The 26,185-nt window shown below is 52.6% G+C and carries 22 protein-coding genes; 21 read left to right on the top strand and 1 reads right to left on the bottom strand.

Going from position 1 to position 26,185, the window contains the following annotated elements:
* Positions 1 to 105: 105 nt before the first annotated feature.
* The 17 genes from LY85_RS07790 (at position 106) to LY85_RS07710 (ending at position 21,399) form a co-directional block, all read left to right on the top strand.
* On the top strand, positions 106 to 831 hold the full coding sequence (locus LY85_RS07790; RefSeq protein WP_141826174.1) for a GntR family transcriptional regulator: 726 nt from the start codon (positions 106 to 108) through the stop codon (positions 829 to 831).
* An 89-nt stretch (positions 832 to 920) separates the two neighbouring features.
* Positions 921 to 2,393, top strand: coding sequence for an FGGY family carbohydrate kinase (locus tag LY85_RS07785; RefSeq protein ID WP_141826173.1), 1,473 nt, complete (start codon positions 921 to 923; stop codon positions 2,391 to 2,393).
* Positions 2,394 to 2,522: 129 nt separating this feature from the next.
* Entirely contained in the window at positions 2,523 to 3,347 is an 825-nt protein-coding gene (locus tag LY85_RS07780; protein WP_038325680.1) for a CoA-transferase, read from the top strand.
* Positions 3,348 to 3,363: 16 nt separating this feature from the next.
* Positions 3,364 to 4,260: a CoA-transferase gene (locus tag LY85_RS07775; protein WP_141826172.1), complete on the top strand. Its 897-nt coding sequence runs from the start codon at positions 3,364 to 3,366 to the stop codon at positions 4,258 to 4,260.
* Positions 4,261 to 4,289: 29 nt separating this feature from the next.
* A complete protein-coding gene (locus LY85_RS07770; RefSeq protein WP_141826171.1) occupies positions 4,290 to 5,468 on the top strand; it encodes a CoA transferase in 1,179 nt (392 codons plus the stop codon).
* Positions 5,469 to 5,606: 138 nt separating this feature from the next.
* On the top strand, positions 5,607 to 6,785 hold the full coding sequence (locus LY85_RS07765; RefSeq protein WP_141826170.1) for a substrate-binding domain-containing protein: 1,179 nt from the start codon (positions 5,607 to 5,609) through the stop codon (positions 6,783 to 6,785).
* A gap of 79 nt (positions 6,786 to 6,864) precedes the next feature.
* Complete coding sequence (locus tag LY85_RS07760; protein WP_141826169.1) at positions 6,865 to 8,373, top strand: sugar ABC transporter ATP-binding protein; 1,509 nt, start codon at positions 6,865 to 6,867, stop codon at positions 8,371 to 8,373.
* A complete protein-coding gene (locus tag LY85_RS07755) occupies positions 8,366 to 9,361 on the top strand; it encodes an ABC transporter permease (protein WP_038325676.1) in 996 nt (331 codons plus the stop codon). The genes LY85_RS07760 and LY85_RS07755 overlap by 8 nt, the downstream gene beginning before the upstream one ends.
* Before the next feature lie 117 nt (positions 9,362 to 9,478).
* Positions 9,479 to 11,137, top strand: a complete 1,659-nt coding sequence (locus LY85_RS07750; RefSeq protein WP_141826168.1) for a thiamine pyrophosphate-binding protein — start codon at positions 9,479 to 9,481, stop codon at positions 11,135 to 11,137.
* Between the two features lie 16 nt (positions 11,138 to 11,153).
* On the top strand, positions 11,154 to 12,059 hold the full coding sequence (locus LY85_RS07745) for a CoA-transferase (RefSeq protein ID WP_141826167.1): 906 nt from the start codon (positions 11,154 to 11,156) through the stop codon (positions 12,057 to 12,059).
* On the top strand, positions 12,056 to 12,877 hold the full coding sequence (locus LY85_RS07740) for a CoA-transferase (RefSeq protein WP_038325671.1): 822 nt from the start codon (positions 12,056 to 12,058) through the stop codon (positions 12,875 to 12,877). Before LY85_RS07745 ends, LY85_RS07740 begins: the two co-directional genes overlap by 4 nt.
* Positions 12,878 to 12,890: 13 nt before the next feature.
* Positions 12,891 to 14,078 (top strand): CoA transferase, encoded by a 1,188-nt coding sequence (locus LY85_RS07735; RefSeq protein WP_141826166.1) that lies wholly within the window; start codon positions 12,891 to 12,893, stop codon positions 14,076 to 14,078.
* A gap of 38 nt (positions 14,079 to 14,116) precedes the next feature.
* The gene (locus tag LY85_RS07730) at positions 14,117 to 15,235 is read left to right on the top strand and encodes a 4-hydroxybutyrate dehydrogenase (protein ID WP_141826165.1); all 1,119 of its coding nucleotides are present in this window, start codon (positions 14,117 to 14,119) and stop codon (positions 15,233 to 15,235) included.
* A gap of 27 nt (positions 15,236 to 15,262) precedes the next feature.
* Positions 15,263 to 16,705 (top strand): 4-hydroxyphenylacetate 3-hydroxylase family protein, encoded by a 1,443-nt coding sequence (locus tag LY85_RS07725; protein WP_141828015.1) that lies wholly within the window; start codon positions 15,263 to 15,265, stop codon positions 16,703 to 16,705.
* Between the two features lie 106 nt (positions 16,706 to 16,811).
* Entirely contained in the window at positions 16,812 to 18,113 is a 1,302-nt protein-coding gene (locus LY85_RS07720) for an acetyl-CoA hydrolase/transferase C-terminal domain-containing protein (RefSeq protein WP_141826164.1), read from the top strand.
* A 132-nt stretch (positions 18,114 to 18,245) separates the two neighbouring features.
* Entirely contained in the window at positions 18,246 to 19,430 is a 1,185-nt protein-coding gene (locus LY85_RS07715) for an acetyl-CoA C-acetyltransferase (protein WP_141826163.1), read from the top strand.
* A gap of 184 nt (positions 19,431 to 19,614) precedes the next feature.
* Complete coding sequence (locus tag LY85_RS07710) at positions 19,615 to 21,399, top strand: methyl-accepting chemotaxis protein (protein ID WP_185741152.1); 1,785 nt, start codon at positions 19,615 to 19,617, stop codon at positions 21,397 to 21,399.
* 129 nt (positions 21,400 to 21,528) lie between these two features.
* Here LY85_RS07710 and LY85_RS07705 read toward each other — a convergent pair whose 3' ends face one another.
* Entirely contained in the window at positions 21,529 to 21,786 is a 258-nt protein-coding gene (locus tag LY85_RS07705; RefSeq protein ID WP_038325663.1) for an HPr family phosphocarrier protein, read from the bottom strand.
* 387 nt (positions 21,787 to 22,173) lie between these two features.
* Between LY85_RS07705 and LY85_RS07700 the strand changes: the two genes are divergently transcribed.
* Genes LY85_RS07700 through LY85_RS07685 form a run of 4 tightly spaced genes read left to right on the top strand, consistent with a single transcriptional unit; the run spans position 22,174 to position 26,124 of the window.
* Positions 22,174 to 24,030 (top strand): BglG family transcription antiterminator, encoded by a 1,857-nt coding sequence (locus tag LY85_RS07700; protein WP_141826161.1) that lies wholly within the window; start codon positions 22,174 to 22,176, stop codon positions 24,028 to 24,030.
* Positions 24,031 to 24,042: 12 nt separating this feature from the next.
* Entirely contained in the window at positions 24,043 to 24,504 is a 462-nt protein-coding gene (locus tag LY85_RS07695) for a PTS sugar transporter subunit IIA (RefSeq protein WP_141826160.1), read from the top strand.
* A gap of 16 nt (positions 24,505 to 24,520) precedes the next feature.
* Positions 24,521 to 24,847 (top strand): PTS fructose transporter subunit IIB, encoded by a 327-nt coding sequence (locus LY85_RS07690; protein WP_141826159.1) that lies wholly within the window; start codon positions 24,521 to 24,523, stop codon positions 24,845 to 24,847.
* Between the two features lie 29 nt (positions 24,848 to 24,876).
* The gene (locus LY85_RS07685) at positions 24,877 to 26,124 is read left to right on the top strand and encodes a PTS fructose transporter subunit IIC (protein WP_141826158.1); all 1,248 of its coding nucleotides are present in this window, start codon (positions 24,877 to 24,879) and stop codon (positions 26,122 to 26,124) included.
* Positions 26,125 to 26,185: the final 61 nt, after the last annotated feature.

Raw genomic sequence — 26,185 nt, 5'->3', positions numbered from 1 at the left:
TCTACCGGAACTGTTATTTTTTGATTGACGTGGAGAAGAAGATTGTGATATAATAAATACACAATAACAATAATAATACAATATTGCGCAGCAGGGGGCAAAGAAATGATTGATAAAACAAAACCAATACCGTTATATTATCAGATTAAGGAGCAAATCAAGGAACAGATCAAATCCGGGGAACTGGTCCCCGGGGACAAGCTGCCTACCGAACAGTGGTACAGCCAGTATTACGGCGTAAGCCGGGTCACCGTTCGCAAAACGTTGGGCGAGCTGATTTCGGAAGGAATTATTGAGCGGATGAGAGGACAAGGGCCCGTGGTGTCCGCTCCCAAATTCAACCGCCAGTTGGGAAGGCTGACCGGCCTGCATGAAGACCTGACCAGCAGCGGGATCAGTGCGACTTCCCGAATATTGAGCGTGAAAATGATTCAGGCCAACGATGTCTTGGCTGAGCGGATGGGAATCAAAGAAAATGAGGATATCATTTCGATTTACAGGGTGCGGTACGCGAATAAACAGCCTTTCGCAGAGCAGAAAATTTATCTGCGCGACCGGTTCTGTCACGGGCTTGATGCCTATCAGCTCGAAACCAATTCCCTGCTAAAAACTCTGGAAGGTACATTTCAATTAAAGATAGCGCATGCTGAACAGGTGATTGACGCGGTGCTGCCAACGAAAAAGCAGTGTGAAAATCTGGATATTTCTGACAAAACGCCGCTGGTTAGAATGAAACGAACCACTTTTCTGCAGAATGGGGACGCGGTGGAATATACAGAAATCTATTACGTTTCCGACCGTTATAATTTCTCGATGAAGCTGTACAGGTAGCGTATAATTACTTAAATAAATAATAAGGGTGGCTTTTCTGTGAAACCGCTCTTTTTATTTTACTATTTTTTAGACGGAGGATATTGAAAATGGGAAAAAAAGCGTATCTGACGATCGATGTAGGGTCAAGTTCCATACGGGTGTCTCTGTTTGACAATAGTCTGGAATTTTTGCTGGCGAAATCTAAAAAAATTCTGGCTTCGCCTTCCATAGACGTCAATCTGTATTTTAACGAAATCAAGGGATTAATCAGGCAGGTCATGGAAAAAACGGATTATGAAATATGCGCTGTCTGCGCCAGCTCTCTGGTTGGCTGGGTTGCCCTGTCACAGGACGGGACCCCGCTGGCTCCGGCACTGACATGGATGGATCAGAAAAAGGAAGAGCAGGAGGAATTTTCCCGCTCCTTTGACCCGAATGAATTTTATGAGCGCAACGGCAGAAAGCTCAGCCCGGAGCTGGGGGGCCTGAAGCTGAGGCACTTTAAAAATGCCGACCCGGCTCTTTACTCCAAAATCAGTATCTTTTTTACGATCAAGGATTTTATCAACTACCGGCTGACCGGAAACGCCTGCATCGACTACACCTCGGCGTGCTATACGATGCTGTTGAACGTCAGAGAGATGGACTGGGACGAGAGGCTGATCGACGCTTTGGGGGTCGACGGCAGTAAACTGCCCCGACTGAAAGCAAGCTGGGAGGCGGCGGGGTCCCTGACAAAGGAGATGGCGGAGGAACTCGGTTTGCCGGCGGGAATCCCTGTAGCGGTCAGCGGGCCGGACGGGTCGGTGGGCGTGCTTGGCGCCGGAGGAGTGAAAAGCGGCGTGGCGGTAAGCGTCATGGGCACGACGGACGTAACCTTCGCGGTTAGCGACCGGTGGGCCGTGGACCCGGAAAATCGGGTGATGACGAATCCCCACGTCCTTCCGGGACTGTGGCTGGTAGGCGGTTCGCTCGGACTCTCCGGGGGAACGCTTGACTGGATGAGCAATGTTCTGCTTGAGGGGCGGCACAGCCTGAAAGAGCTGGACGATATGAGTTCTGAGGTGGCCCCCGGGGCGGAAGGCGTTCTTTTTATTCCCAGCCTGACCGGTGAGCGCACCCCCTTCTGGAACGCCAATGTCAGGGGAACCGTTACGGGTCTGACACCCTCGCACGGGCCGCGGCACCTGTTCCGGGCATTGCTGGAAGCCAATGGGTATACTATTCGAAATGTGATGGAGATCATTGAAAACGCAGGAATCCCGGTCTGCCGTATTATTTCCATCGGGGGCGGCGCCAGAAGCGATCTATGGATGCAGATCAAATCCAGCATCACCGGAAAAACGGTTGTCGTGCCGCGTATTCTGGAAGCAACCACCAGAGGCTGTGTGATTCTCGCAGCGCTTGCGGCGGGGGAGCAGTTTTCAAAGGAGCAGCTGGAAAATCCCGTCGACCGGATTTTTGAACCCCGCCTGCCGGATAAGGAGCAGTACGATGCACTGTATCCGGAATATTTGTCCCTGATGAAGCTGGCCTGTCAATTTTATGATTTGGTACAGGAGAACAAAGTCGACTCTTAAATTTAGCAATTTGCATAAATAGTGTTTTGGTTATTTAGAGATTTAATTGATTGACACCATATGAAAATATATGATAACATATATACACTAAGACAATATAAATACAATATTAGAAAAAAGGTGCTAACATTGAAAACGGCAAAAGACTATACCCTTTATGAATTATTGGCCGTGAACATTTCCAAGATGTTCAGAGATGACGACGTTGGGTTTACCGGGCTTGTCACCGGCGACCAGACCGCCGTGATGGCCTCCATGGTTCCGTTGGCGGCTATGTCGCTTGCCCAGCATACTCACGCACCGAACATGACGGTGCTTCTGGCGGGAATGCTCCACAATCCGGACCTCTCCAAGCTGACCACGGTGCCGAATTCCGAGTTTGAGCCGACGTCCGTGGATGTGGACAGCGAAGCGATGATGCTGGGGTTCCCCGCTCCATGGTGCGTAAACAGAGGGGACATTACGGTAGGGTTTTCTTCCGGCGCGCAGATCGATGCTTACGGCAATATGAACAGCGTCTGCATCGGCGATCACGACCATCCGAAGGTACGTCTGGTAGGCGCAATTTTCCAGACGGAGCATCTGGCGCTTTTCGGGCGCGAAATCATTACCATGAAGCTTGAAAAAAGAAAATTTGTCGAAAAGGTGGACTTCGTTTCCGCCGTGGGTTACCCGGGCGGCCGCGAAGGCAGGGCAAAGCTGGGCTTGAGCGGTGCGGGACCGGAATATGTGGTAACGGATAAATGTATTTTCAATTTCCATGAGGTCACGGGGCGCATGCAGCTCTACTCCATCCACCCCGGATATACTCCGGAGGATATCCGGAACGAGACGGGTTTCGCCATTGAAAATCTATACGATGCAAAAGAAACACCCGCTCCCACAGAGGAAGAGCTTTATCTGCTGAGAAACATCATTGATCCCAAAGGCCTGCTCCTTCCGAGATCAATATAATTTAGAGGTGTAGAAATTGGAACTGAAAGAAAAATTAATATCCATGAAAGAGGCTGCTTCGCTGGTATCCGACGGGGACCGGCTTGCAATCGGCGGATGTGCTATTCACGCCCATCCGATGGCTTTTCTGAGAGAGCTGGTCAGGCAGAAGAAAAAGGATCTGACCGTTGTCGGTTCTTTGAACGGACTTGACGTTGACCTTCTGGCCGGAGCCGGAATGCTGAAAAAAGTGGAGACCTCCTATGTGGGGCTTGAGCGCTACGGGCTTGCGAAAAATTTCCGAAGGGGAGTCGAGCAGGGCGAGTTTCAGATGGTGGACTATTCCGATTATCTGGCCTTCAACCGTTTTCACGCCAGCCTCGAGAAGCTCAGCTTCTGGCCGTGTTCCTATCTGGGGGGAAGCGATATCCTTGCCAAGAACCCCGATATCAAAGAATTCAACTGCCCGCTGACCGGGAAGAAATACTACGCGGTGCCCCCGGCGGACCCGGATGTGGCGATTATCCATGCGGCTGCCGCCGATGTTTACGGAAATGTTCTGATGCCGCAGAAGCGCTTGGTTCCGCAGGGAGTGGACGTGCTGATGGCACGTTCCTGCGACAAGGTGATCGTCACCGTCGAGCGTATTGTGAGCAACGATCTGATCCGCCGCCACAACGATCTTTGCTTTATTCCGAAATACAGGGTTACGGCGGTTGTACACGCCCCGTACGGTGCGCATCCCTGCTCCATGCCGCAGTTCTACAATGTGGACGAAGGGCATTTTCAGGAGTATGTGGACGCAAGCTCCGACAAGGAGAATTTCTCCAAATACCTCGACACCTATGTCACCGGGGTGGAAGATCAGGAAGAATATCTGGAAAAAGTAGGGGTAAAGAAACTGCTTTCTCTTGATTTGCCGACATTTATCTAAGCAATATTGGAAAACCGGGGAGAGAATGTATGAAAGCATTAGAAGGTATCAAGGTAATCGACTTATCGCGATATATATCAGGCCCCTATTGCGCTCAGCTTCTGGGCGATATGGGGGCGGAAGTCATCAAGGTGGAATCACCCGGCGGCGAAATCGTCCGCCAGTATGAGCCGGCGATAGACGGTAACGGTTTCTATTTCATGGTCTTCAACAGGAATAAGAAGGGGATCACGGTCAATTCCCGCACGGAAAAGGGAAAGGAAATCCTTAGAAAGCTGTTTCAGGAAGCGGACGTCGTTATTCAGAACTTCAAGCCGGGTACCATGGAAGCTATGGGCTTCGGGTGGGAAACGTTACACAAATTAAATCCAAGGCTGATTCTGGCTTCCATTTCCGGCTTTGGCAGTACGGGACCCATGGCGGAGTATCCTGGCTTTGATTCCGTCCTGCAGGCCATGGGCGGTCTGATGAGCATGACGGGCTCGCCGGATTCGGAACCGTATCTGGCCGGCACCTATGTCATAGACTACAATACGGCGAGCAACACCGCCTTCGGAATCCTGTCCGCCTTATACAGCCGCGAAAGGACCGGAGAAGGTCAGCACGTGCAGACTTCCCTGCTCAACACGGCCGCGTCCCTGCTGATCGAAGCGATCCCACAGGATTTGCTGCTGCACCAGCAGAGGAACAGAATCGGCAACAAGGATAAAAATACAGCTCCTGTGGGATGCTTTAAGGCGAAGGACGACTATGTCTATATCATTGCGGCGCCTCAGGCGCACTGGGAAAAGCTGGCGGCCGTAATTGGAAGGCCCGAACTGATCACAGACCCGAAATTCCTGACGGTGGCCTCCCGGTACCAGAACGCCGACGAACTGAACGAATATGTCGCACAGTGGGCGGCCGCCCTCAACCGTGACGAAATCGTCGAAATACTGAATCAACAGGGAATTCCGGCGGCTCCGGTGCTTTCCATTTCCGAATTTATCCGCCTGCCGCAGGTGAAGCATAATCAGCAGATTATTGAAGTGCCCTATCAGGGCGTAGGAAATATTCCCATGCAGGGATTCCCCGTGCAGTTGTCCAAGACACCGCCTCAAATTACAATGGGCCCTCCGAATTTGGGGGAACATTCGGTTGAAATACTGAAAAGTTTGGGCTACACCGAAGAACAAATCAGTGAAATGTCCGAAAAGGGAGATATTTAAACGCGGAAAAGCAATGACTTTTGGCGGGATTTCAACAGGGAGGTGAGGGAATCAAGAGAGCTGTTTTTACCATCATTGCAAAGGGTAAACGAGATTTTGAGACGTATTGAAAAAGAAGAATTTTTGGGAGGTTTATTCATGAAAAAAAGAATCTTAGCGATCCTTACTTGTATGGCAATTTTATTTTCCCTGTCCACCGGCTGCAGCTCCAATCAGGCCGCTTCAGAGGATGCCGCCGCATCCCAGCCGGCCGCTTCCGACACTCAGAGCAAAGCCGAGGCCCCGAAATTTGATTTCAGCTCCGTTCCCGTTCAAAAGCAGGACCCCAACTTCAAAAACGGGGCGGTACTCTATTCGGATCTCAGCAAAGTGCTGGGCGCCGTTTCCGTTCCCAATAAAGAAGTAAAAATCGGATTTATTATGAAATCCCTTGAAAATGAATATTGGTCCATGATGGCCAACGGCATCAGAGAGGAAATCGACCGCATGAAGGCCGCGGGCTGCAATGTCACCGTCGACATCCGTTCCGGCCAGACTGACCAGGATCAGGAAGGCCAGCTTTCCATCATGAGAGACATGATCAACAAAAAATACGACTGCATTATCGCGTTCCCCATCTCCGACGCGAACCTGGTTCCCGGAATCGAGGACGCTCAGAAGGCGGGTATCCCGATCGTGACCGGTTCCGTCGCTTATGACGACGAACCCCACGTCCCCTACTACATAGGCCTGAGCTCTTACGAGTCCGGCAGACAGGTAGCGGAAGCGTTCTCCAAGAAGATCGGCGCCGAGGGCGGCGAGGTCTCCATCATCATGGGTATCCCGAACAACCCGTCCGCCCGTGACCGCACCGCCGGCTTCAAGGCATGGATCGACGAAAATCCGGAATGCAAGCTGAAGATCGTTGATACACAGAACGCCGACTGGGACAGAATGAAAGCAAAGGACATCGCGGATATTCAGATCAAAAAATACCCCAACCTGAAAGCAATCTTCTGCAATAACGACGTAATGGCTCTCGGCGCGGTGGAGTCCGTAAAAGCCGCCGACAAGCTGGGCAAAATCTATGTAGCAGGCACGGACGGAACCAACGAGGCGATCAAATCGATCAAGGAAGGCGAGCTCACCCTGACCGCCGGCCAGTTCTCCTACTATCTGGGCAAAATGGCGCTGGATATCGCTTTCAGGGCCATGGACGGTATTGCTCTTCCGGAACGCGTCTGGGGCTCCATCGGAATCATCGACAGCAGCAACGCGAATCAGAATATGGGAGAGGTTATCAACTGGAAAGATCTGGATTACCAAGTGCAGAAATAAGCAATTGATTCTGTGAATAGCAGGGGACAGAGACACGGCACCCTGTCCCCCGATTTCACAAAGGAGGAAAAAGCATACTATGGCAAATGACAATTACATTGAATTCAAGCATGTTTCCAAGTCCTTTCCAGGCTGCAAAGCACTTGATGACGTCAGCTTTACCATAAGAAAAGGGGAAATCCATGCTTTGCTCGGAGAGAACGGCGCCGGAAAAAGTACGCTGCTCAACATCCTGCACGGCGTTTTCCAGCCCACTGAGGGCGAAGTGTTTATCGACGGAGAAAAGGTGAACTTCAATCTGGCCTATGATGCGATCAAATACGGAATCGTTAAGGTGCATCAGGAAGTCAACATGGTTGCGGACATGACCGTCGCCCAGAATATCATGCTCGGCAGCGAGCCGAAAAAGCACGGCCTGCTCGACTGGAAAAAGATGAACCGGCAGGCACAGGAGCTTCTCGATAAGGTTCAGGCCGATATGAAGCCGACGGACAAAATCAGAAGCCTGAGCGTAGGACAGATGCAGGTTCTGCAAATTGCAAAAGCACTTTTTCTGGATGCGAAAATCGTATCCTTCGACGAACCCACGGCCTCTCTCAGCAGCAGAGAAACAGAAATCCTTTTCAATATTATGCATGAAATGCAGGACAAGGGCATTACCATTCTCTATGTTTCGCACAGACTGGATGAGGTTTTCAAAATGACGCAGCGTGCGACCGTGCTGCGCGACGGAAAATACATCAACACCTTTAACACACAGGATATGACAAAAGAAGAACTGATCCGCAGCATGGTCGGGCGCGACGTGTCCATGTTTGCAAGACGGATGAAGCCCCGCTGTGTCCAAAGCGGCGACACGGTCCTTGAGGTAAAAAATCTTTCGGTAAACAATATATTTGAAAATATCAATTTCAAGCTGAACAAAGGTGAAATACTGGGCTTTTACGGACTGGTCGGCGCCAAGAGGACCGACGTCATGCGTGCGATTTTCGGCGCTGATAAAATCAGCGGCGGGGAAATCTCCATCAACGGTAAAAAGGTAAATAATTCATCTCCCGCCGTGGCGATCAGCAACGGGGTGGGACTGATTCCGGAAAATAGAAAAACAGAGGGTTTTATCAGGGAATTCAGCAATTCCGACAACATCGCGCTTCCGGCGCTGGACCATTTCAAGACGCGCGGCCTGCAGGACTTTGGAAAGAAGAAGAAGAACGGCATAAAATACGCGGATATGGTCAACTTAAAGCCCCGCGATCCAGACTTTAAGACCTTCGATCTTTCCGGCGGCAACCAGCAGAAGGTCGTTCTTGCCAAATGGCTTTCCACTCAGGTCGACATCATGATTTTCGACGAGCCGACCAAGGGGATCGACGTCGGCGCGAAGGCGGAAATTTACGCCCTGATGGAACAGCTGGTCAACGAAGGAAAATCGATCATCATGGTCTCGTCGGAACTGCCGGAGGTCATCGGACTCAGCGATCGCATGCTCGTTATGAACGCGGGAAAAATCGTCGCTGAAATCGACAGTTCGGATTTCGATGAAAACAGAATCGTCACATATGCTTTGGGAGGAGAAGTTCATGAATAACAAGCTCAAGTCGTTAAAGAATTTTGAAAGAGAACTCAGTATCGCAGCCGGTATTGTTTTGATGACAATCATCTTTTCATTGATTAATCCGATCTTTATTTCCTGGTCCAACATCAAGGACATTATCGATCAGGCTACGATCTACGGCCTGATGGGGCTGGGAATGAGCTTCGCCATTATTTCCGGCGGCATCGATCTTTCCGCCGGCTCCATTCTTGCTCTGGTGGCGGTCATTCTGGCAAAAATGCTGGCGGCAGGGGTTTCTCCGATCATTGCCATATTGGTCGCCATTGCTTTCAGCGCGGTGCTGGGGCTTATCAACGGCGTTATCGTCACCAAAATGCGGATTCAGCCGTTTATCGCCACTATGGCGACCATGTCGCTTTTCCGCGGTATAGCGTATCTTATTACCGGCGGCTTCCCGATTACAAGCATGCCTTCCGCCTACAGAAAACTGGTATACGGCAGCATTGCCCTTGATATGCGGTCTTCCGTCCTGATCCTTTTTGCTTTCGCAGTCATTACCCATATCATCTTGAAGTATACGAAAACCGGTAATTACATTTATGCGGTCGGCGGCAACGAGGACGCGGCAAATCTTTCCGGTGTGAAATGTGTGCTGAACAGAAATATTGCCTATATTATCTGCGCAATCGGCAGCGCCCTCGCGGGTATCGTGCTGCTTGCGAAGCTGGGCACGGCGGAGCCCACCGCGGGCAACGGCTACGAGCTTCAGGCAATTGCTGCTGTTGCGATCGGCGGCGCAAGCATGGCGGGAGGACGCGGAACCATCATCGGCACGTTCCTTGGCGCGATCATGCTGACAGGCTTAAAGGTTGGCCTGATTGTTATTGGTGTCGATCCTTTCTGGCAGTATATTGCCACCGGACTGGTGATCGTGATTGCGGTCTATGTGGAAATTGTACAGTCCAACATTAAGAACTCCCAGAGCGGCAAAAAAGGACTGTTCAGAACCGGCAAGTCTTAAGCAAATCAGATGTGGCCCATGCAGAAATAGAAAGCAAAAAGGTTGACATCTCGAAATTTGTGTGCTAACATAAATACATAGATACAATATACATACAATCATAATGGAGGTAATCAAATGAGGATACCAGTAGCTCAGGCAGCCGCGGAAGTCATGAAAGAACAGAATACCAAGGTGGTTTTCGGAATTCCGGGCGGTCAGACGCTCTTTTTAAACAACGCCCTGCTCGACGCGGATATTCAGTTTGTTGCAACGCGTCACGAGGGTGCGGCCGGACACGCTGCGGACGGCTGGGGAAGGCTTACCGGAACCCCCGGATTCTGCCTTGCCACCACAGGCCCCGGCGCAACCAACCTGCTCACGCCGATCGGCGGCGCATTAAGGGATTCCAGCCCGATGATCGCGCTGATTTTCCAGAACAGGCTGGCGGACGTAGGCCGCGGCGACGCTCAGGAAGCCAATCATGAGGCAATCTTCACAAGCCTTGTCAAGGAATACATACCGGTCCGCCACCCCGACGCCGCCGTGTGGGCCATGAGAGAAGCCTACAGAGTGGCCATGAGCGGCCGTCCGGGTCCCGTAGTCGTCGATTTCTACAGGGATGTTCTGGAAGAAGGCGTCTGCGAGTACGAATACAAGGATCCCAAATCCTACTGTTTCCAGCCCATTGTTCCCCCAAATCAGGAGAACCTGACCAAGGCGGCAGACTTCCTCGCAAAAACCGCGAAGGTCTGTATCCTGTGCGGCAACGGCGTAAAGCTTTCCCACGCTTCCGATAAGGTGCTGAAGCTGGCGGAAAAGCTGAACGCTCCCATGGTCACCACTTTTAACGGTATCGGCAGCGTTCCGACCACCCATCCGCTGGTTTACGGCGCAAGGACAAGACACGGCAGCGCCTTTACAAAATCCATTCTGGAAAGCGCCGATTCCGTTCTGGTTCTCGGTTCCAGCATGAGCGCGGTCGGCACGAATAGATGGGGCTTAAAGCTGAACAATATTATCCAGGTGGATTTTGATTCCAAGAACATCGGCCGCCATTATCCGGTAGAGTGCGGCATCGTCGGCGATATCGGACTGACGATCGACGCGCTGCTCAATACCCTTCCTTCCGCCTCAGAGGAAAATAAGAAGATCAACAGCGAGTGGATCACAGGGATCGACAAAGACTTCGATGCATGGAAGAAGAAGGTCTATTCCGGTTCAATCAATGATTCCAAAGCAGTTCCCGCCCCTCCGGTCGCTGTGATGAGGGAGCTGTCGGAGCTTTTAAAGGAGGACGAAATCGTCTGTATCGACGCCGGTAATCCGGGCGCCTGGTCACATCTGCTTACCCTGAAGGAAAAAGTCAGCTATATGAAGCCCGTCAACTACGGCAACATGGCTTTTGCGGTACCGGCCGGTATGGCGAGCAGCCTGGCCGAGCCCGGCAGAGAAGTCATCTCCATTCTGGGCGACGGCTCTATGGGCATGTGTCTCGGCGAACTGGAAAGTGTTGCGCGATCCGGATCCAAACAGATCGTCATCGTTCTGAACGACGGTGCGTACGGGAATATCCGTCAGGAAGAAAACTTCAAGTTCGGCCCCCGTTACACCGGCGTGGATCTGACACAGCTCGATTTCGCGGAGATCGCGAGAAATGCGGGCATGGGTGGAGAAACCATTCAGAAAGCAGAAGACCTGAAGGCGGCGATCGAGCGTGCCAGAGAGCATGAGGGCAACTATCTGATCAATATCCTTTTTGACGGCAGCTATTCCGTCTGGCCGGAAGCATTTTAAGAAAAGAGGCAGTAAAATGCAGGAAAGAAGAACAAAGCTGGTTCCTATTGCAGAAGCCATAGCCAAAATTCCGGATGGAGCAAAAGTGGCGATAGGAGGCTCGCTGATCCGAAAAGCCCCCATGGCGCTTATTCGTGAAATTGTTCGCCAGAAAAAGAAGGACCTTACCCTTTATTCCTGGAGCGCGGGAATGGACTTCGATATGCTGATCGGCGCAGGCTGCGTTAAGGAAGCATGGTCGTCCTATGTAGGAATGTTCAACGTCGGCATGGCGAAAAACTTTCGCCGCGCCGTCGAAGAGCACAGGATTCGCTTTGTGGATATGAGCGAAACCTGCGGAATGGATAAATTCCGTGCGGCGGCCTTCGGCCTGCCGTTTGCCATCAGCAAAACGCCGCTGAATTCCGGCCTGCTCAAGAATCCCGAGTTCAAAGAGATCATCTGTCCGTTTACCGGTGAAAAACTGATTGCGATGGAGGCATTCCATCCCGACTTTGCCATTGTGCATGCCCACAGGGCGGATAAATACGGCAACGTTCAGTTTGACACCGTCCGCATGATGGACAACGAGATGGATCTGTATATTGCAAGGTGCGCCGGGAAGTCGATTCTGTCGGTGGAGGAAATTGTTCCGGAGGAAGAGATTATTCGCACCCCCACCATGACCATGCTGCCGAAGCTGTATGTTGACAGCGTCTGCTGCGCGCCCTGCGGCGCACACCCCAATTCCTGCGATACCCGTTATGATTTCGATCTGGAGCATTCCCATCTTTATCAGGAATGTTCTGAAACGGAAGAAGGGTTCCAAAAATATCTGGACGAATATGTTTACGGAACGAAGGATGAAGAAGAGTACCTCAAAAAGGTCGGCGGGCTGGAATCGCTTCGTAACAGATTGGGGCATGGAGGGGAAGCAGAGTGAAGAATTATACGCTGGAAGAATTACTGACGGTAGAGGTCTCCAAAAGGATCATCGACGACGAGATGAATTTTACAGGCATTGGAACCGGCGGCAAGGCTTATATCCGGGCGTGCGGAATTCCGCTGGTCGCCGTCCGGCTGGCCCAGATGAAGCACGCGCCGAACGCGGTGTGCATGATGGGCCCGGTGCTTGACCCGCTTCTCGACAGGGACTCCGTTCCCGATTCCAACTGGGAATACGACCTGATTCAATGGCCGTGCAGAAGCCAGATTCCGCTGGAAGACGCGCTGGGACTTTTCCGTCTGGGAAAGGTCGGGCTGGCGTTTGCCTCCGGCGCTCAGGTGGACCAGTACGGCAATCTCAACATTGCCTGCATCGGCGACTATGCAAACCCGAAGGTACGCCTTCCCGGCGTGCTGGCGCAGACCGACCTTGCGGCCTTTGCCAAACGCGTGTGCATCATCGTCAACCACGAAAAACGCATTCTGGTGGAAAATGTCGACTTTGTATCGGGCGCCTCCGGACACAATAACCGCGAAGGCCTGCCCGGCGGCGGAGCCACTTATGTAATGACCAATCTCTGTATTATGGACTTCAACCCGGAAACGGGCAAAATGAGGGTCCACAGCATCCACCCCGGCGTTACAAAGGAAATGATCCGCGAAAATACCGGCTTCAATATAGAAATTCCGGACGACGTACCGTTTACTCCGGAGCCGTGCGCACAGGACCTTCGCCTGATCCGTGAGGAAATCGATCCGAAGAAAAAATTCCTCAACGCAGCGATCACCAACGAACCTGCAACGCTGGAAAACTGAGGGGGCAAAACAGATGAGCGGACCTTTACAGGGCGTGCGGGTGCTGGATTTATCAAGATATATCTCCGGCCCGTACTGCTCCATGCTTTTAGGGGACCTGGGCGCGGAAGTCATTAAGATCGAAAAGCCCGTTGTGGGGGAGGAATCCCGCACAATGGGCCCTTACGCAGGCGATGTCAGCCTGTATTTCACCCAGTACAACAAAAATAAGCGAAGCGTTACCCTGAACCTGCGCAGCGGGCAGGGACAGGAAATCCTGCGCGGACTGATTCAGCAGTCGGACGTGCTGGTCGAAAATTTCCGTCCCGGTACGCTGGACGCGATGGGCCTGACGCAGAAAGTGCTGGACGAACTGAATCCCGAGCTGGTGGTTACGTCCATTTCCGGTTTCGGCCAGGACGGTCCTTACCGCGACCGCGTGGCCTTTGACTGCATTGCGCAGGCGATGTCCGGCCTGATGAGCCTGACGGGGGAAGAGGACGGAACCCCTCTTTTGACCGGAACATGGGTCGTCGATTTTGTTTCCGCAATCTACGCCGCGCTGGGAACCGTTTCCGCCCTTTATTCCAGAAGAAACACCGGGGAAGGGCAGCGGATCGACGTATCCCTGCTGGACTGCATTTCTTCGCTGCTGGCGACGACCGTTCCGCTTTACACGACCAGCGGCGTAGTGGAAAAACGCTGGAAGAACAGGGACAAAGTGACGGCTCCGGCCAACGCATTCAAGACCAGGGATGGATATATCTATATTCACGCGGGTACACAGCCGCTCTTTTCGCGTATTGTCAAAATCATCGGGCAGCCCGAACTGATCGACGACCCGCGGTTTGATACGGTGTCGCACAGAATGGAAAATATCGAAGCGGTGGAAGAAGCGGTGCAGAAATGGGCGCAGGAACTGACGACGGCAGAGATCGATTATCTTCTTTCAAAGTCCGGAATTCCCGTCGCGCCGATTTCGGACATTCCGGGTGTCGTAAACAACCCGCAGATTCAGCACAGAAAAGTGTTTGAATATATGGATTACCCTGGGGCAGGAAAAATCTCAATCAACGGCATCACGCTGAAAATGTCTAAGACGCCGGGTGAAATCGAGCTGCGTCCGCCGCTGCTGGGCGAACACAACGACGAAGTCTACAATGGCCTGCTGGGACTGAAAGCGGATGAGATTCAGCGGCTGCAGGAGCAGGGTGTTATTTAGTCCTAAATATTCGCGTGGATTTTTTGGGGGGAATCATCATGAAACAATTCGCATTGAAAACGCAGATATACCGCTTTGACCGCTTTGCAGAGTTTGCGAAGGATTTCGCAATCAAGGAAGACGACCTGCTGATTACGCAACAGTTTATTTACGATCCCTTTATCAAGGCTCTCGGGTTGCCCTGCCATGTGCTCTTTCAGGAAAAATACGGCGGCGGGGAGCCGACTGACGAAATGACGGACGCCATTGTGGCAGATTTAAGCAACACCTCCTACAGCCGTGTCATCGCGGTGGGCGGAGGTACGGTCATCGACATCGGCAAGGTACTGTCGCTGAAAAAATTCGATCGCCTGACGCAGCTGTACGACGAGCCGGAGCGGCTGGTGCGGGACAAAGAGCTGATCATCGTGCCGACTACCTGCGGAACGGGGAGCGAGGTCACCAACATTTCGATTTTCGCGCTGCTTCAGCGCGGGACCAAGATGGGAATTGCCAACGACGCCCTTTATGCCGATTACGCCGTCATGATTCCGGAACTGATTTCCACACTGCCCTACCGCTTTTTCCTGTACAGCTCCATCGACGCGCTGGTGCATTCGCTGGAATCCTTTCTCTCACCGAAGTCCACCGGATATACGGAGCTTTTCGCGGTGGAAGCCTTTACTACCATTCTCAATTCCTACCGGAAACTGGCCGAAAGAGGCGAGGCGGCCCGCGGCGAAATTGAAAAGGATGTGCTCATCGCCAGTAACTTCGCCGGTATTGCGTTCGGAAACAGCGGCGTGGGCGCGGTACACGCTATGTCCTATCCGCTCGGCGGCAACTATCATGTGGCGCACGGCGAGAGCAATTATCAGTTCCTCTGCGCGGTGCTCGAGGCATACTACTCTAAAAAAAGAGACGGAAAGATACAGGACCTGTGCCGGTATCTGTCCCGGCTCCTGGACTGTCCTGCCGACTCCGCAGTGTTCGCGCGGCTGGATGAGCTGCTGGGCGGCCTGATCGCGAAAAAGCGGCTGCGGGAATACGGGATGAAGGAAGCGGAAATTGCCGCTTTTGCTCAGGCTGTGATCGACGGGCAGCAGCGCCTTCTCGCCAATAACTATGTTCCTCTTTCCCAAAAGGAAATAGAAGAAATCTATCGGAAACTATATTAAAAGAATGGGTGGGATTCAAACGTGTTAATGACAAAAGAACAGTATGAAGAAAGCCTCCGCAAGCTGAATCTGGAAGTTTATATGTTTGGCAAGAAAGTGGAATGTCCGGTGGACGACCCGATCATCCGCCCTTCTTTTCAGTCGGTCTGTATGACCTATGAGCTGGCGCAGGACCCCCGGTACCAGGATTTAATGCTTGCGAAATCCAATCTGACGGGGGAAACCATCAACCGATTTACACACCTTCATCAAAGCAGTGAAGATCTGGTAAAAAAGGTTAAGATGCAGCGCCTTTGCGGCCAGAAGACCGCATCCTGTTTTCAGAGATGCGTCGGCATGGACGCCGCAAACGCCATTTACAGCACGACTTTTGAAATCGACGCCGCCCACGGTACCCATTATCATGAGAATTTTATAAAATACTGGAGCAAAGTCCAGACCAGAGACCTGGTCGTGGACGGCGCCATGACCGACACCAAAGGCGACCGCAGCCGTTCCCCAAGCCAGCAGGCAGACCCCGACCAGTACCTGCACGTTGTGGAGCGCCGCCCGGACGGTATTGTGGTGCGCGGCTGCAAGGCGCATCAGACCGGTATCGTAAATTCTCATGAAATTATCGTGATGCCTACGGTTTCCATGAAGCCGGAGGATAAGGATTACGCGGTTTCCTTCGCGATTCCCTCCGACGAGAAAGGCATTTTGATCATTTACGGCCGCCAGTCCTGCGACACCCGCAAGCTGGAAGGCGGACAGTTCGATATGGGCAACAAGAAATTCGGCGGCCACGAGGCGCTGATTATTTTCGAGGATGTCTTTATCCCGAACGACCGGGTTTTCATGGACGGAGAAACAGAATTTTCCGGCATGCTGGTGGAGCGCTTCGCGGGCTACCACCGTCAGAGCTATGGTGGGTGCAAGGTCGGCGTGGGCGATGTCCTGATTGGCGCCACAGCGCTGGCCGCGGACTATAACGGTGTGCAGAAGGCCTCCCATGTCAAGGATAAGATCATCGAGATGACGCACCTGAACGAGTCTCTTTACAGCTGCGGCATCGCCTGTTCCTGCGAAGGCTGCAAAACGGCGGCCGGCAACTATCAGATCGATATGCTGCTCGCGAATGTGTGCAAACAGAACGTGACGCGTTTCCCTTATGAAATCTGCCGTCTGGCCGAGGATATCGCGGGCGGGATCATGGTCACGATGCCCTCCGAACAGGATTTCAACGACGAAAAGCTGCATCCCTACATAGATAAATACCTGCGCGGTGTGGACAGTGTGCCGACGGAAAACAGGATGAGGATTTTACGGCTGATCGAAAACATGACTCTTGGCAGCGCGGCCGTAGGTTACCGCACCGAGTCCCTGCACGGAGCCGGTTCTCCCCAGGCGCAGAGAATCATGATCGCCCGCCAGAGCAATCTCGGTGAAAAGAAAGAGCTTGCAAAAGAAATTGCGGGCATTCAGGAATAACGGACCGGAATGAAGAACAGGCGTGGAGAAAAAACCGCGCCTGTACATTTACCGGGGGAAATACGGGGAAGCGTATGAGAAATATTACGGATAAGAAGGGATGCAGATGAATTGGAAGGAGCTTTACCGCGATAAGCTGACTACCGCCGACGAAGCGGTCAGGCATATCGGGTCAAACAGCCGCGTGGTCATCGGCCATGCGGTCAGCGAGCCTACCGCAGTCATCAACGCGATGGTAAAAAATGCGGAGCAGTATGAAAATGTGGAAATCGTACATATGGTGTCCATGGGGCAGTCCCCGTACTGCCTGCCGGGGATGGAGAAGCATTTCCGCCACAACAGCCTGTTCCTTGGCGCCAGCACAAGACAGGCGGCGGCGGAAGGCCGGGCCGACGTAACGCCGGTGTTTTTTTCAGAAATCCCCCAGCTTTTCCGAACGACCCTGCCGGTGGATGTGGCGCTGATCCATGTTTCCGAGCCGGATCAGCACGGCTACTGCAGCTTCGGTGTGGCGGTGGATTACACCAAGCCGGCGGCGGAGTGCGCCAAAACGGTCATTGCGCAGGTCAACCGCAATATGCCGCGCACGCTGGGCGATTCCTTTATCCATGTAAGCAACATCGACTATCTTGTGGAATCGGACGACCCCATCATTGAGCTTTCTCCGCCGAAAATCGGGGAGGTCGAGTGCGCCATCGGCAAAAACTGCGCTTCCCTGATTCAGGACGGCGATACGCTTCAGCTGGGGATCGGGGCTATTCCGGACGCGGTGCTGCTGTTTTTGAAAGACAAGCACGACCTCGGCATCCATTCGGAAATGTTCTCCGACGGTGTGGTGGAGCTGGTGGAAGCCGGGGTCATTACCAATAAGAAAAAGAATTTTCATCCGGGCAAAAGCGTGGTGACCTTTCTGATGGGAACCCGCCGACTGTATGATTACGTGGACAATAACCCCGAGGTGGAAATGTATCCCGTGGATTATGTCAACGACCCCTGCGTCATTGCCCGGAACGATAACCTGATCTCCATCAATTCCTGCGTACAGGTGGATTTGATGGGGCAGGTGGTTTCTACCTCCGTAGGCCTGAAGCAGATCAGCGGCGTGGGGGGACAGGTGGACTTTGTCAGGGGCGCGAACATGAGCCGGGGCGGAAAAACCATCATGGCAATGCCCGCCACCGCGGCAAAGGGGAAGGTTTCCAAAATCGTTCCGCTGATTGATGAGGGCGCCTCGGTCACCACTTCCCGCTACGACGTGAATTACGTTGTGACGGAGTACGGAATTGCGCAGCTGAAGGGAAAGACCCTGCGCGAAAGGGCCCAAGCGCTGATCACCGTTGCGCACCCGGATTTCCGCCCGGAACTGATTCAGGCGTTTGAAGAGCGTTTTCACTCCAAATTTTCATAAGACACGGGAAAGGTGTTGTGTACGCAGCATCTTTTTTGTGTTTCTCTGGACGGCGGGCATAGTCACGGTAAATAACGGAATAATGATTGACGAAAAGCTCATTTTTAGTCTTAGCAATAGGAGGAGAAACAAATGAAAAAAATCGTATTGGCAGGCGCTGTCCGTACGGCAATCGGAAAAATGGGGGGCGCGCTGACCGGAGTTCCGGCGTCGAAGCTCGGCTCCATCGTCATTGATGAGGCGTTAAAGCTGGCAAACATTTCCCCGGACAGGGTGGATGAGGTCCTGATGGGGTGCGTGCTTCAGGCCGGACTCGGCCAGAGCGTGGCGCGCCAGGCGTCTGTGAACGCCGGTATCCCGCATGACGTCCCGGCAATTACCCTGAACAACGTCTGCGGCTCCGGACTGAAAGCCGTCAACATGGCGGCCGCGCTGATCGAGGCCGGCGAGGCGGAGATTATTGTGGCCGGCGGGATGGAGAATATGTCCTCCGCCCCGTATGTGTTGAACCAGGCGCGCTTCGGCTACCGTATGAACGACGGAAAGCTGATCGACTCCATGGTAAAGGATGCCTTATGGGACGCTTTCAACGATTATCACATGGGAATCACCGCTGAAAATGTTGCCGAAAAATACGGTATTACCCGGGAAATGCAGGATGAATTTGCCGCGTTCAGCCAGCAGAAGTGCGAAAAAGCACAATCCGAAGGGAAATTTAAGGAAGAAATCGTTCCGGTCCCGGTGAAGGTGAAAAAGGAAACCGTTCTGTTCGATACGGACGAGGGACCCCGGGCCGGCGTTACCGCACAGAGCATTGCAAAGCTGAAACCCGCGTTTAAGCCGGATGGAACCGTCACCGCCGCAAATGCTTCCGGTATTAATGACGGCGCGGCCGCGGTGGTCGTCATGAGTGAGGAAAAAGCGAAGGAACTGGGCGTAACGCCAATGGCCGTCTGGGTCGCCGGCCAGTCCGCCGGGGTTGATCCGGCCATTATGGGCGTAGGCCCTGCGTTCAGCACCAAAAAGATCATGGAGAAAACGGGCCTGACCGTGGACGACATGGATCTGATCGAAGCGAACGAGGCTTTTGCCGCGCAGTCGCTGGCGGTCGTCCGGCTGCTTGGCCTTGACCCCGCAAAAGTCAACGTCAATGGCGGCGCAATTGCGTTGGGGCATCCGGTCGGCGCTTCCGGCTGCCGAATTCTGGTTTCCCTGCTTTACGAAATGAAGCGCAGAAACTCCATATACGGCCTTGCAACGCTCTGTGTCGGCGGCGGGATGGGGGTTTCCTCCATTGTCAGAAAATATGAGCCGTGAACCGTTAAGATAAATAGTAAGCCACTGAAGAAAAGCACAGAAAGTCAAAAGTACAAAGAATAATCAAAATCAGAAGGCGGGGAAGCGTACGGCGCGGCTGCCGCTCGCTTTCCCGGCGAATGATAGGAAAAACGATCCTGCAGATGGGTAGATCTCAGAAATCAATTAGGAAATGGGGATCTATATGTTAAAAAATATGAAGATCGGCAAAAAGCTAATTTTAACGTTTGCTCTGGTAACCATTATTTCCAGCATCGGGGGCATTGTCGGACTCACCGTCATGACGAATATGAACGCTACATACGGCAAAGCGTTACAGGATTACGGCTTTGCTCAGGGGGATATCGGGCTTTTCAACACGGAATTCAATAACACAAATTCCATTATCCGCGACATTGTGTTTACGACCGACCCAAAGGTGACCAAAGAGTGTCTGGCGGAATTGGAAGAGTCCACCGCGAAGGTGAACACATATTTTGTGAACATGAAAAAAGGTATGGTTACGAAGGAAGACCTGAACTACTATAATAACATCAAAGCCAATCTGGACAGGTTCGCAACCATCAGGGGACAGGTGGTCGACTATGCCTCGCAGGGCCTAAACTCCGTCGGACAGTCCCTTCTGTCCGGGCAGGGCGAGCCGCTTTCCCAAAAAATCAGGGAATCCACCAATGCCTTAATCAGCGAGAAAACAACCATGGGCAATCAGGTTGCCGCAAAGCTTTCCGCGCAGGGCAGAACGGCGAGTGTCAGCATTTTTCTGGTAATCTTTCTTTCTCTGGTTATTTCAATCCTTATCTCCATCAGCATTTCCAGGAGTATCAGCAAACCCGTCGGCGAGATGGCTGCCGCGGCTCAAAAGATGGCGGAGGGCGACCTGAGCGTGCAGATCGCCGCGGATTCCGGCAATGAAATCGGACAGCTGGGAGCCGCCTTTGCAAAATCGACCGATACCATTCAATCGTACATAGACGATATCAGAAACAGCCTTGCCGGGGTGGAGCAGGGGGATTTGACCGTCGTTTCCCAGCTGGAGTACAAGGGGGATTTTATTGAGCTAAAGAAATCCATTAACAGTATTGTACTCTCCCTGAACGATATCCTAGCGCAGATCAGCCGCACGGCGGAGCAGGTTTCGAGCGGCGCGGAGCAGGTGTCAAACGGAGCGCAGGCGCTGGCGCAGGGAGCAACCGAACAGGCGAGCTCGGTCGAAGAGCTTTCCGCAACCATCACGGAAATTTCCGCTCATGTCAGGAATAATGCCGATTACGCCGGACTTGCGAGCGAAAATGTGGATCATGTCCGTGAGGAAATAGAAATCTGCAATCGCCATATGGCGGAAATGGTAACAGCCATGTCCAAAATCAACGATTCCTCCGGGAAAATCGGTAAAATCATCAAAACGATCGAGGATATTGCGTTCCAGACAAACATTCTCGCCCTGAACGCGGCTGTGGAAGCGGCCAGAGCGGGCGCGGCGGGCAAAGGCTTTGCCGTTGTGGCGGACGAAGTCCGGAATCTGGCCAGCAAAAGCGCGGCGGCGGCAAAAAACACCACCGCCCTGATTGAGGATTCCATGACCCAGGTGGAAAGCGGAACGAAAATTGCCGATCAAACCGCGCAGTCCCTTCTGCAGGTAGTGGAGGGAGCACGGGTCGTTTCCGAAACGGTCGAAAAAATTTCGCAGGCATCCAATCTCCAGTCCGGCGCCATCGTTCAGGCAACGCGGGGAGTTGACCAGATTTCCGGCGTCGTTCAGACCAATTCCGCTACAGCGGAAGAAAGCGCCGCGGCGAGCGAGGAGCTTTCCGGACAGGCGCAGGCATTGAACACTCTCGTGAAAAGATTTAAACTGAAGAAAGAGACGGAGCAGGGTCCCGAACCGGAAGTCCGGGACGAGCCTGAGCGGGAGTCCGAAGCGGAAGAGGAGACAGAAAATAAATATCAATGGCCGCAGACAGCGAACTGACGGGTACGGAAGGCCATATTGAAACCAATTTGCACATAAAAAGCGCAGGGAAATAATTCCCTGCGCTTTTTTGACCGCTTTTCAGCCGTGTGTGGATTCCAGAATCCGTTTCTTTCCGGAAAAACCGGCTTATAAATTGGCCTTGAAGAAAGCCTGCAGCGTTTCAAAGGCTTTTGCCTCGTCGCTGCCTTCCGCAGTAACGGTTACCGTCTCGCCCTTTTTGGCGGCCAGGCCCATGACTGCGAAAATCTTTTTGGCGTTTGCCGCGTTTCCGTCCTTGACGACCTTAATGTCCGAAGCAAACGCCGCCGCTGTTTTTACAAGCAGCCCGGCCGGACGGGCATGGATTCCCTCGGCATCCGTAATGGTATAAGTAAACTGCTTCATAGAAATACTCCCTTTGATGATTTACGCCGTGGCGCTGATTTTTTACTGATTACTATGATATCATACTCGCAATAAAATGCAATATCCGCTGTTTCCGGCGAAGCCGCGTTTCGTGCGCGGACAGGTTGAAATATTATTATATGGAATGATATCCTCCGTATTCCTGATTGTACGGTTCTGTTTTTTCTTGCTTCCGGTTGGATGGCACACAGGCAAAAAAGCCTTGAAACCGCCGGAAATTCAAGAATCGGACACATAAGTTATACAAGATAGACAGTAATTTATTTTCAGTGGCACCATCCCATGTCAAAGATTATAAGGAAATTCCCGAATAAAAAGTTATAATAGAATTGACCGGTGAGATCAAAATAAAAGCGAGGTGATTGGATGCTGACGAAAATTCAAATCAAACTGATACAACATCTCAGCGAGACGCAGACTCCCCTGACGGCGGAGGACATTGCCAAGCTGATCGATATCTCTTCCCGTACCGCCAAACGGTATGTTGAAATCATCAATGAGGAAATCAAGGAAGACGGGCTGGAAATCGTTTCAAAGCGCGGCGTGGGCTACGAGCTGAAAGGCGACCTCAGGGCGGTGAAAAAGCTGCTGAGCGGCGAATCCTACGAAGACAGTGTCGAACGTGTCAGAAGCATTCTTCTGACGATCATCCAGTCACAGCCCGTCACAATAGAAACGCTTTCCGGCTGTGTGCATTTAAGCCCTTCCACCGTAAACAAGATGATGCCGTCCATTAAGGACTATCTTCACAAATACAGTCTGGAGCTGTCTTCAAAGCCCTATTACGGACTGCTGATAGACGGCGGGGAAATCAGCATCCGCGCACTGCTGACGGATATCGGATTCAACAATGAGCAGAGCAGCTTTCAGGTCAATCTGCCGAATCTGAGCGAAGACGAGTATAAGCAGATCGACGGTACCGTGCTGGAGCACTTGAAAAAGATTCACGTCGTCGCCGCGGACAGGGATATTCAGAACTTGTCCATGCGTATCGCCGTTTCCTTTTCCCGCGCAAGACAGGGATGCCGTCTGACCGATCTTTCGCTGCCGAAAAACGTGCGTCGGTACCACCTACAGGTGATCCGTCAGATGATGGACCCGCTCGCCAAGTCCTTTGGCATTGCGCTGAACGACGAGGAAGTTCAGTATATTGCCGCGCTTTCCGGCCCCGTGATCCAGAGCTTTGAAGCGGATAAGGTGAATGTGGAAGACCATATACACAACTTTGTGAAGGACCGGATCAGGGAAATCTCCCTGATTTCCGGCTCCGATTATTCCGCCGACGCAAAAGTGATCGAATCCCTGTCCGTGCACATCAAAATTCTTCTGGAGCGGATGGAGAGCCAGATTCCGGTGAAAAATCCCCTGCTCAGCCAGATCAAAAAGAAGTATCCGATTGAAATGAACTATGCGATCTTTCTGGCGCAGAAGATTGAAAAGGAATACGGCGTAACCATAGGCGAAGACGAACTTGGGTATCTTGCCATGCATTTCGGCGCGTTCCATGAAAGAATGAACAGCCGGAAAAAGGCAGTCGTTCTGTGCAGCTACGGAATCGGCACAAGCCAGCTGGTTACCGAGCGGATCAGCAGGGAAATCCCGGAGCTTGAAATTGCCGGCGTGTACCCGATCCACTATCTGGAAAGCGCGCTCGCACACGATCCCGATATTGTTATTTCCACCGTCGATATCGGCGGCTACCACAGTGATATTCCGCTGGTGGTCATCGAGGATTTTCTGGGCAGCGACTGTATTGTCCGGATCAAGGACGCCCTTTATCACAGCGGGGAAGAAAAGCCCAGCCTCGCCGCCATGTTCCGCCCGGAAGCGTTTTTCCGGTTTCAGGCGCAGACGCGGGAAGAGGCGATTGAAGAAATTGGAAAAAGAATGCTGGCGATGGGCCTCATTCAAAAAAGTACGCTGGATTCCGTTAAGATGAGGGAGAAGAAATCCTCCACGGACATCGGCAATCTGGTGGCCGTTCCGCACACCATCTTTCAGGGGGATTTGCCTTCCGTGGTGGGGATCGGTATTTTACAGCAGCCGATTAAGTGGGGGGAAGAGAACGTTCAGCTGCTGTTCTTTATCAGCTTCAACAGTGCCGACAGCGCCAACGCGTCCATGTTCCGGCAGCTGTACGGATGCGTAAAGGACATCAGATGGGTGAACCAGCTGATTGCTTCCTCTTCTTACGACCAATTTATTAAAAATTTTTCTTTTTGAAGGAGAACACATATGCAGGAAGATAGCGTTTTTAAGAAGGAGTATGTGCTGCTGGATGCGGACGTTTCCACGAAAGAGGAATGCCTGGCCTTCATCGCCGAAAAGGCGGTGAAGTTCGGTATCAGCTCCGGCGTACAGGCGACCGTCGACGGCTTTATGGAGCGTGAGAACGTGGACAGCACCGGCTTCAGCGACGGGTTTGCCATTCCGCACACGCGCTGCGACGCGATCCTGAAGCCCTCAGTGCTTGTGGTCAAGACAAAGCACGGGATTGACTGGCCGTCCATGGACGGCGAAGCGACCGTGGTGGTCCTTGCTCTGCTGGTTCCAAAGGAAGTGGGGGGCACAGTGCACCTGAAGCTTCTTTCCGCGCTTTCGCGCAAGCTGGTCAACGCGGAGTTTCAGAAATCACTGCTCAATTCAGATGATCCCGATGAAATATTCGGTATTATAAATCAAGCGATTCAAAGTTAAGAAGGAGGAACAGAATATGGCAAAGAAACTGGTGGCTCTGTGCGCCTGCACAATGGGTCTGGCCCATACCTTCATGGCTGCGCAGTCCCTGGAGGAAGCGGCGAAGGAGCTTGGGTATGAGGTAAAGATCGAAACGCAGGGGGCGGACGGGATCCAGAACGCGCTTACCCCCAAGGATCTTGCAGAAGCCGACATTATTATTCAGGCCGTGGCGATCACGCCGGAAAACAACGACCGTTTCGACGACTACGACGTGTATGAAATCAGCCTGCAGGATGCTATCAAAAACGCAAAAGGCATCATTAAGGAAATCGAGGAAATGATTTCCGCAGAAGCACAATAATTACATAATCTATTTGAGGAGGAGTTAAAATGGCAATTACCAAAAAGAGCGCAGTCAACGGCGGAGCCGACCGCCCGAAATTGAACATCGGTTCCACTGCCCCCGCACCGGAAAAAAAGAGTATCTGGGCAGAGCTTTCCAAACATGTTATGACCGGTATTTCCAACATGATCCCGTTCCTGATCATGGGCGGACTGATCCTGGCACTTTCCCAGCTGATTCCTTACGTCATCCTCGGTGTCGATCCCTCCATGGGCATTGTTGACGCGATGAACTCCGGAAAATACACGGGGTCGTCCATCGGCCTGCTGAAATTTGCCAACCTGACCGCAGAATTCGGCGGAACCCTGTTCGGCTTTGCCATTCCGATGTTCGCGGCCTTCATGGCGAACTCCATCGGCGGCAAGCTCGCTTTCCCGGCTGGCTTTATCGGCGGCCTGATGGCTACGAAGCCGACTTCCATCCTGAGCCTTGTGGACGGCAAATGGGAAGCCAATTCCCCGGTCGCTTCCACCTTCCTGGGCGCTATTCTGATTGCAATCGCAGCCGGTTATTTTGTGAAATGGCTGAATAAATCCATTAAAGTAAGCCACAACATGCTTGCTTTCAAAACCACCTTTCTGATTCCGATTATCGCGGCCGCCGGAGTAATGCTGGGTATGCACTATGTCGTTACCCCGTTCGGCGGACTGATTAACTCCTGGATCAAAGGGGCTCTGGGCGCGGCAGGCGCGGCAGGCGGCTACGGCTACGCCATTGCGCTTTCCGCGGCGACCGCCATCGACCTTGGCGGCCCGATCAACAAGGCCGCGGGATTTGTGGCGCTGAGCTTTACGACCGACAAGCTGCTGCCGATTACGGCCCGCTGCATCGCCATTGTCGTTCCGTCCATCGGCCTCGGCCTTGCGACGATCATCGACAAACTGGTTGTCGGCAGACATGTCTTTGACAAGCAGTTCTATCCCCAGGGCAAAACCGCCATGTTCCTTGCCTTCATGGGCATCAGCGAAGGCTCCATCCCGTTTGCCCTTGAGAAACCCTCCATCACGATTCCGGCCTATATGATCGGCGCGATCGTCGGCGGTACCTCCGCCGTCGCCATGGGCGCTGTCCAGTGGTTCCCGGAATCCGCTGTCTGGGCATGGCCGCTGATCTCCAATATCGCCGCTTATATTGCGGGCATCGTCATTGGAGCGGTCATCACCGCGCTGATCGTTATTTTCGCACGGAACAATCTGATTAAAAAGGGCAAGCTGGAAGTAGACTCCAACGACTGATTACATAGTAGCTGAGAGAAAGGGGTACGTTTCGTACTCCTTTCTTACATCATATAGGAGA

Origin of the sequence: Clostridium sp. KNHs216 (assembly GCF_006714885.1) — a bacterium.
Lineage (GTDB): Bacteria > Bacillota > Clostridia > Oscillospirales > Acutalibacteraceae > Caproiciproducens.
This window is presented reverse-complemented; position numbering and strand designations above follow the sequence as displayed.

What these genes read in the sequence shown, in the direction of transcription:
- LY85_RS07690 (WP_141826159.1), top strand. Translation starts at nt 24,521, where the DNA reads ATGGCAAAGAAACTGGTGGCTCTGTGCGCCTGCACAATGGGTCTGGCC.
- LY85_RS07765 (WP_141826170.1), top strand. Translation starts at nt 5,607, where the DNA reads ATGAAAAAAAGAATCTTAGCGATCCTTACTTGTATGGCAATTTTATTT.
- LY85_RS07750 (WP_141826168.1), top strand. Translation starts at nt 9,479, where the DNA reads ATGAGGATACCAGTAGCTCAGGCAGCCGCGGAAGTCATGAAAGAACAG.
- LY85_RS07785 (WP_141826173.1), top strand. Translation starts at nt 921, where the DNA reads ATGGGAAAAAAAGCGTATCTGACGATCGATGTAGGGTCAAGTTCCATA.
- LY85_RS07755 (WP_038325676.1), top strand. Translation starts at nt 8,366, where the DNA reads ATGAATAACAAGCTCAAGTCGTTAAAGAATTTTGAAAGAGAACTCAGT.
- LY85_RS07790 (WP_141826174.1), top strand. Translation starts at nt 106, where the DNA reads ATGATTGATAAAACAAAACCAATACCGTTATATTATCAGATTAAGGAG.
- LY85_RS07700 (WP_141826161.1), top strand. Translation starts at nt 22,174, where the DNA reads ATGCTGACGAAAATTCAAATCAAACTGATACAACATCTCAGCGAGACG.
- LY85_RS07730 (WP_141826165.1), top strand. Translation starts at nt 14,117, where the DNA reads ATGAAACAATTCGCATTGAAAACGCAGATATACCGCTTTGACCGCTTT.
- LY85_RS07695 (WP_141826160.1), top strand. Translation starts at nt 24,043, where the DNA reads ATGCAGGAAGATAGCGTTTTTAAGAAGGAGTATGTGCTGCTGGATGCG.
- LY85_RS07735 (WP_141826166.1), top strand. Translation starts at nt 12,891, where the DNA reads ATGAGCGGACCTTTACAGGGCGTGCGGGTGCTGGATTTATCAAGATAT.
- LY85_RS07760 (WP_141826169.1), top strand. Translation starts at nt 6,865, where the DNA reads ATGGCAAATGACAATTACATTGAATTCAAGCATGTTTCCAAGTCCTTT.
- LY85_RS07715 (WP_141826163.1), top strand. Translation starts at nt 18,246, where the DNA reads ATGAAAAAAATCGTATTGGCAGGCGCTGTCCGTACGGCAATCGGAAAA.
- LY85_RS07705 (WP_038325663.1), bottom strand. Translation starts at nt 21,786, where the DNA reads ATGAAGCAGTTTACTTATACCATTACGGATGCCGAGGGAATCCATGCC.
- LY85_RS07745 (WP_141826167.1), top strand. Translation starts at nt 11,154, where the DNA reads ATGCAGGAAAGAAGAACAAAGCTGGTTCCTATTGCAGAAGCCATAGCC.
- LY85_RS07710 (WP_185741152.1), top strand. Translation starts at nt 19,615, where the DNA reads ATGTTAAAAAATATGAAGATCGGCAAAAAGCTAATTTTAACGTTTGCT.
- LY85_RS07685 (WP_141826158.1), top strand. Translation starts at nt 24,877, where the DNA reads ATGGCAATTACCAAAAAGAGCGCAGTCAACGGCGGAGCCGACCGCCCG.
- LY85_RS07770 (WP_141826171.1), top strand. Translation starts at nt 4,290, where the DNA reads ATGAAAGCATTAGAAGGTATCAAGGTAATCGACTTATCGCGATATATA.
- LY85_RS07725 (WP_141828015.1), top strand. Translation starts at nt 15,263, where the DNA reads ATGACAAAAGAACAGTATGAAGAAAGCCTCCGCAAGCTGAATCTGGAA.
- LY85_RS07720 (WP_141826164.1), top strand. Translation starts at nt 16,812, where the DNA reads ATGAATTGGAAGGAGCTTTACCGCGATAAGCTGACTACCGCCGACGAA.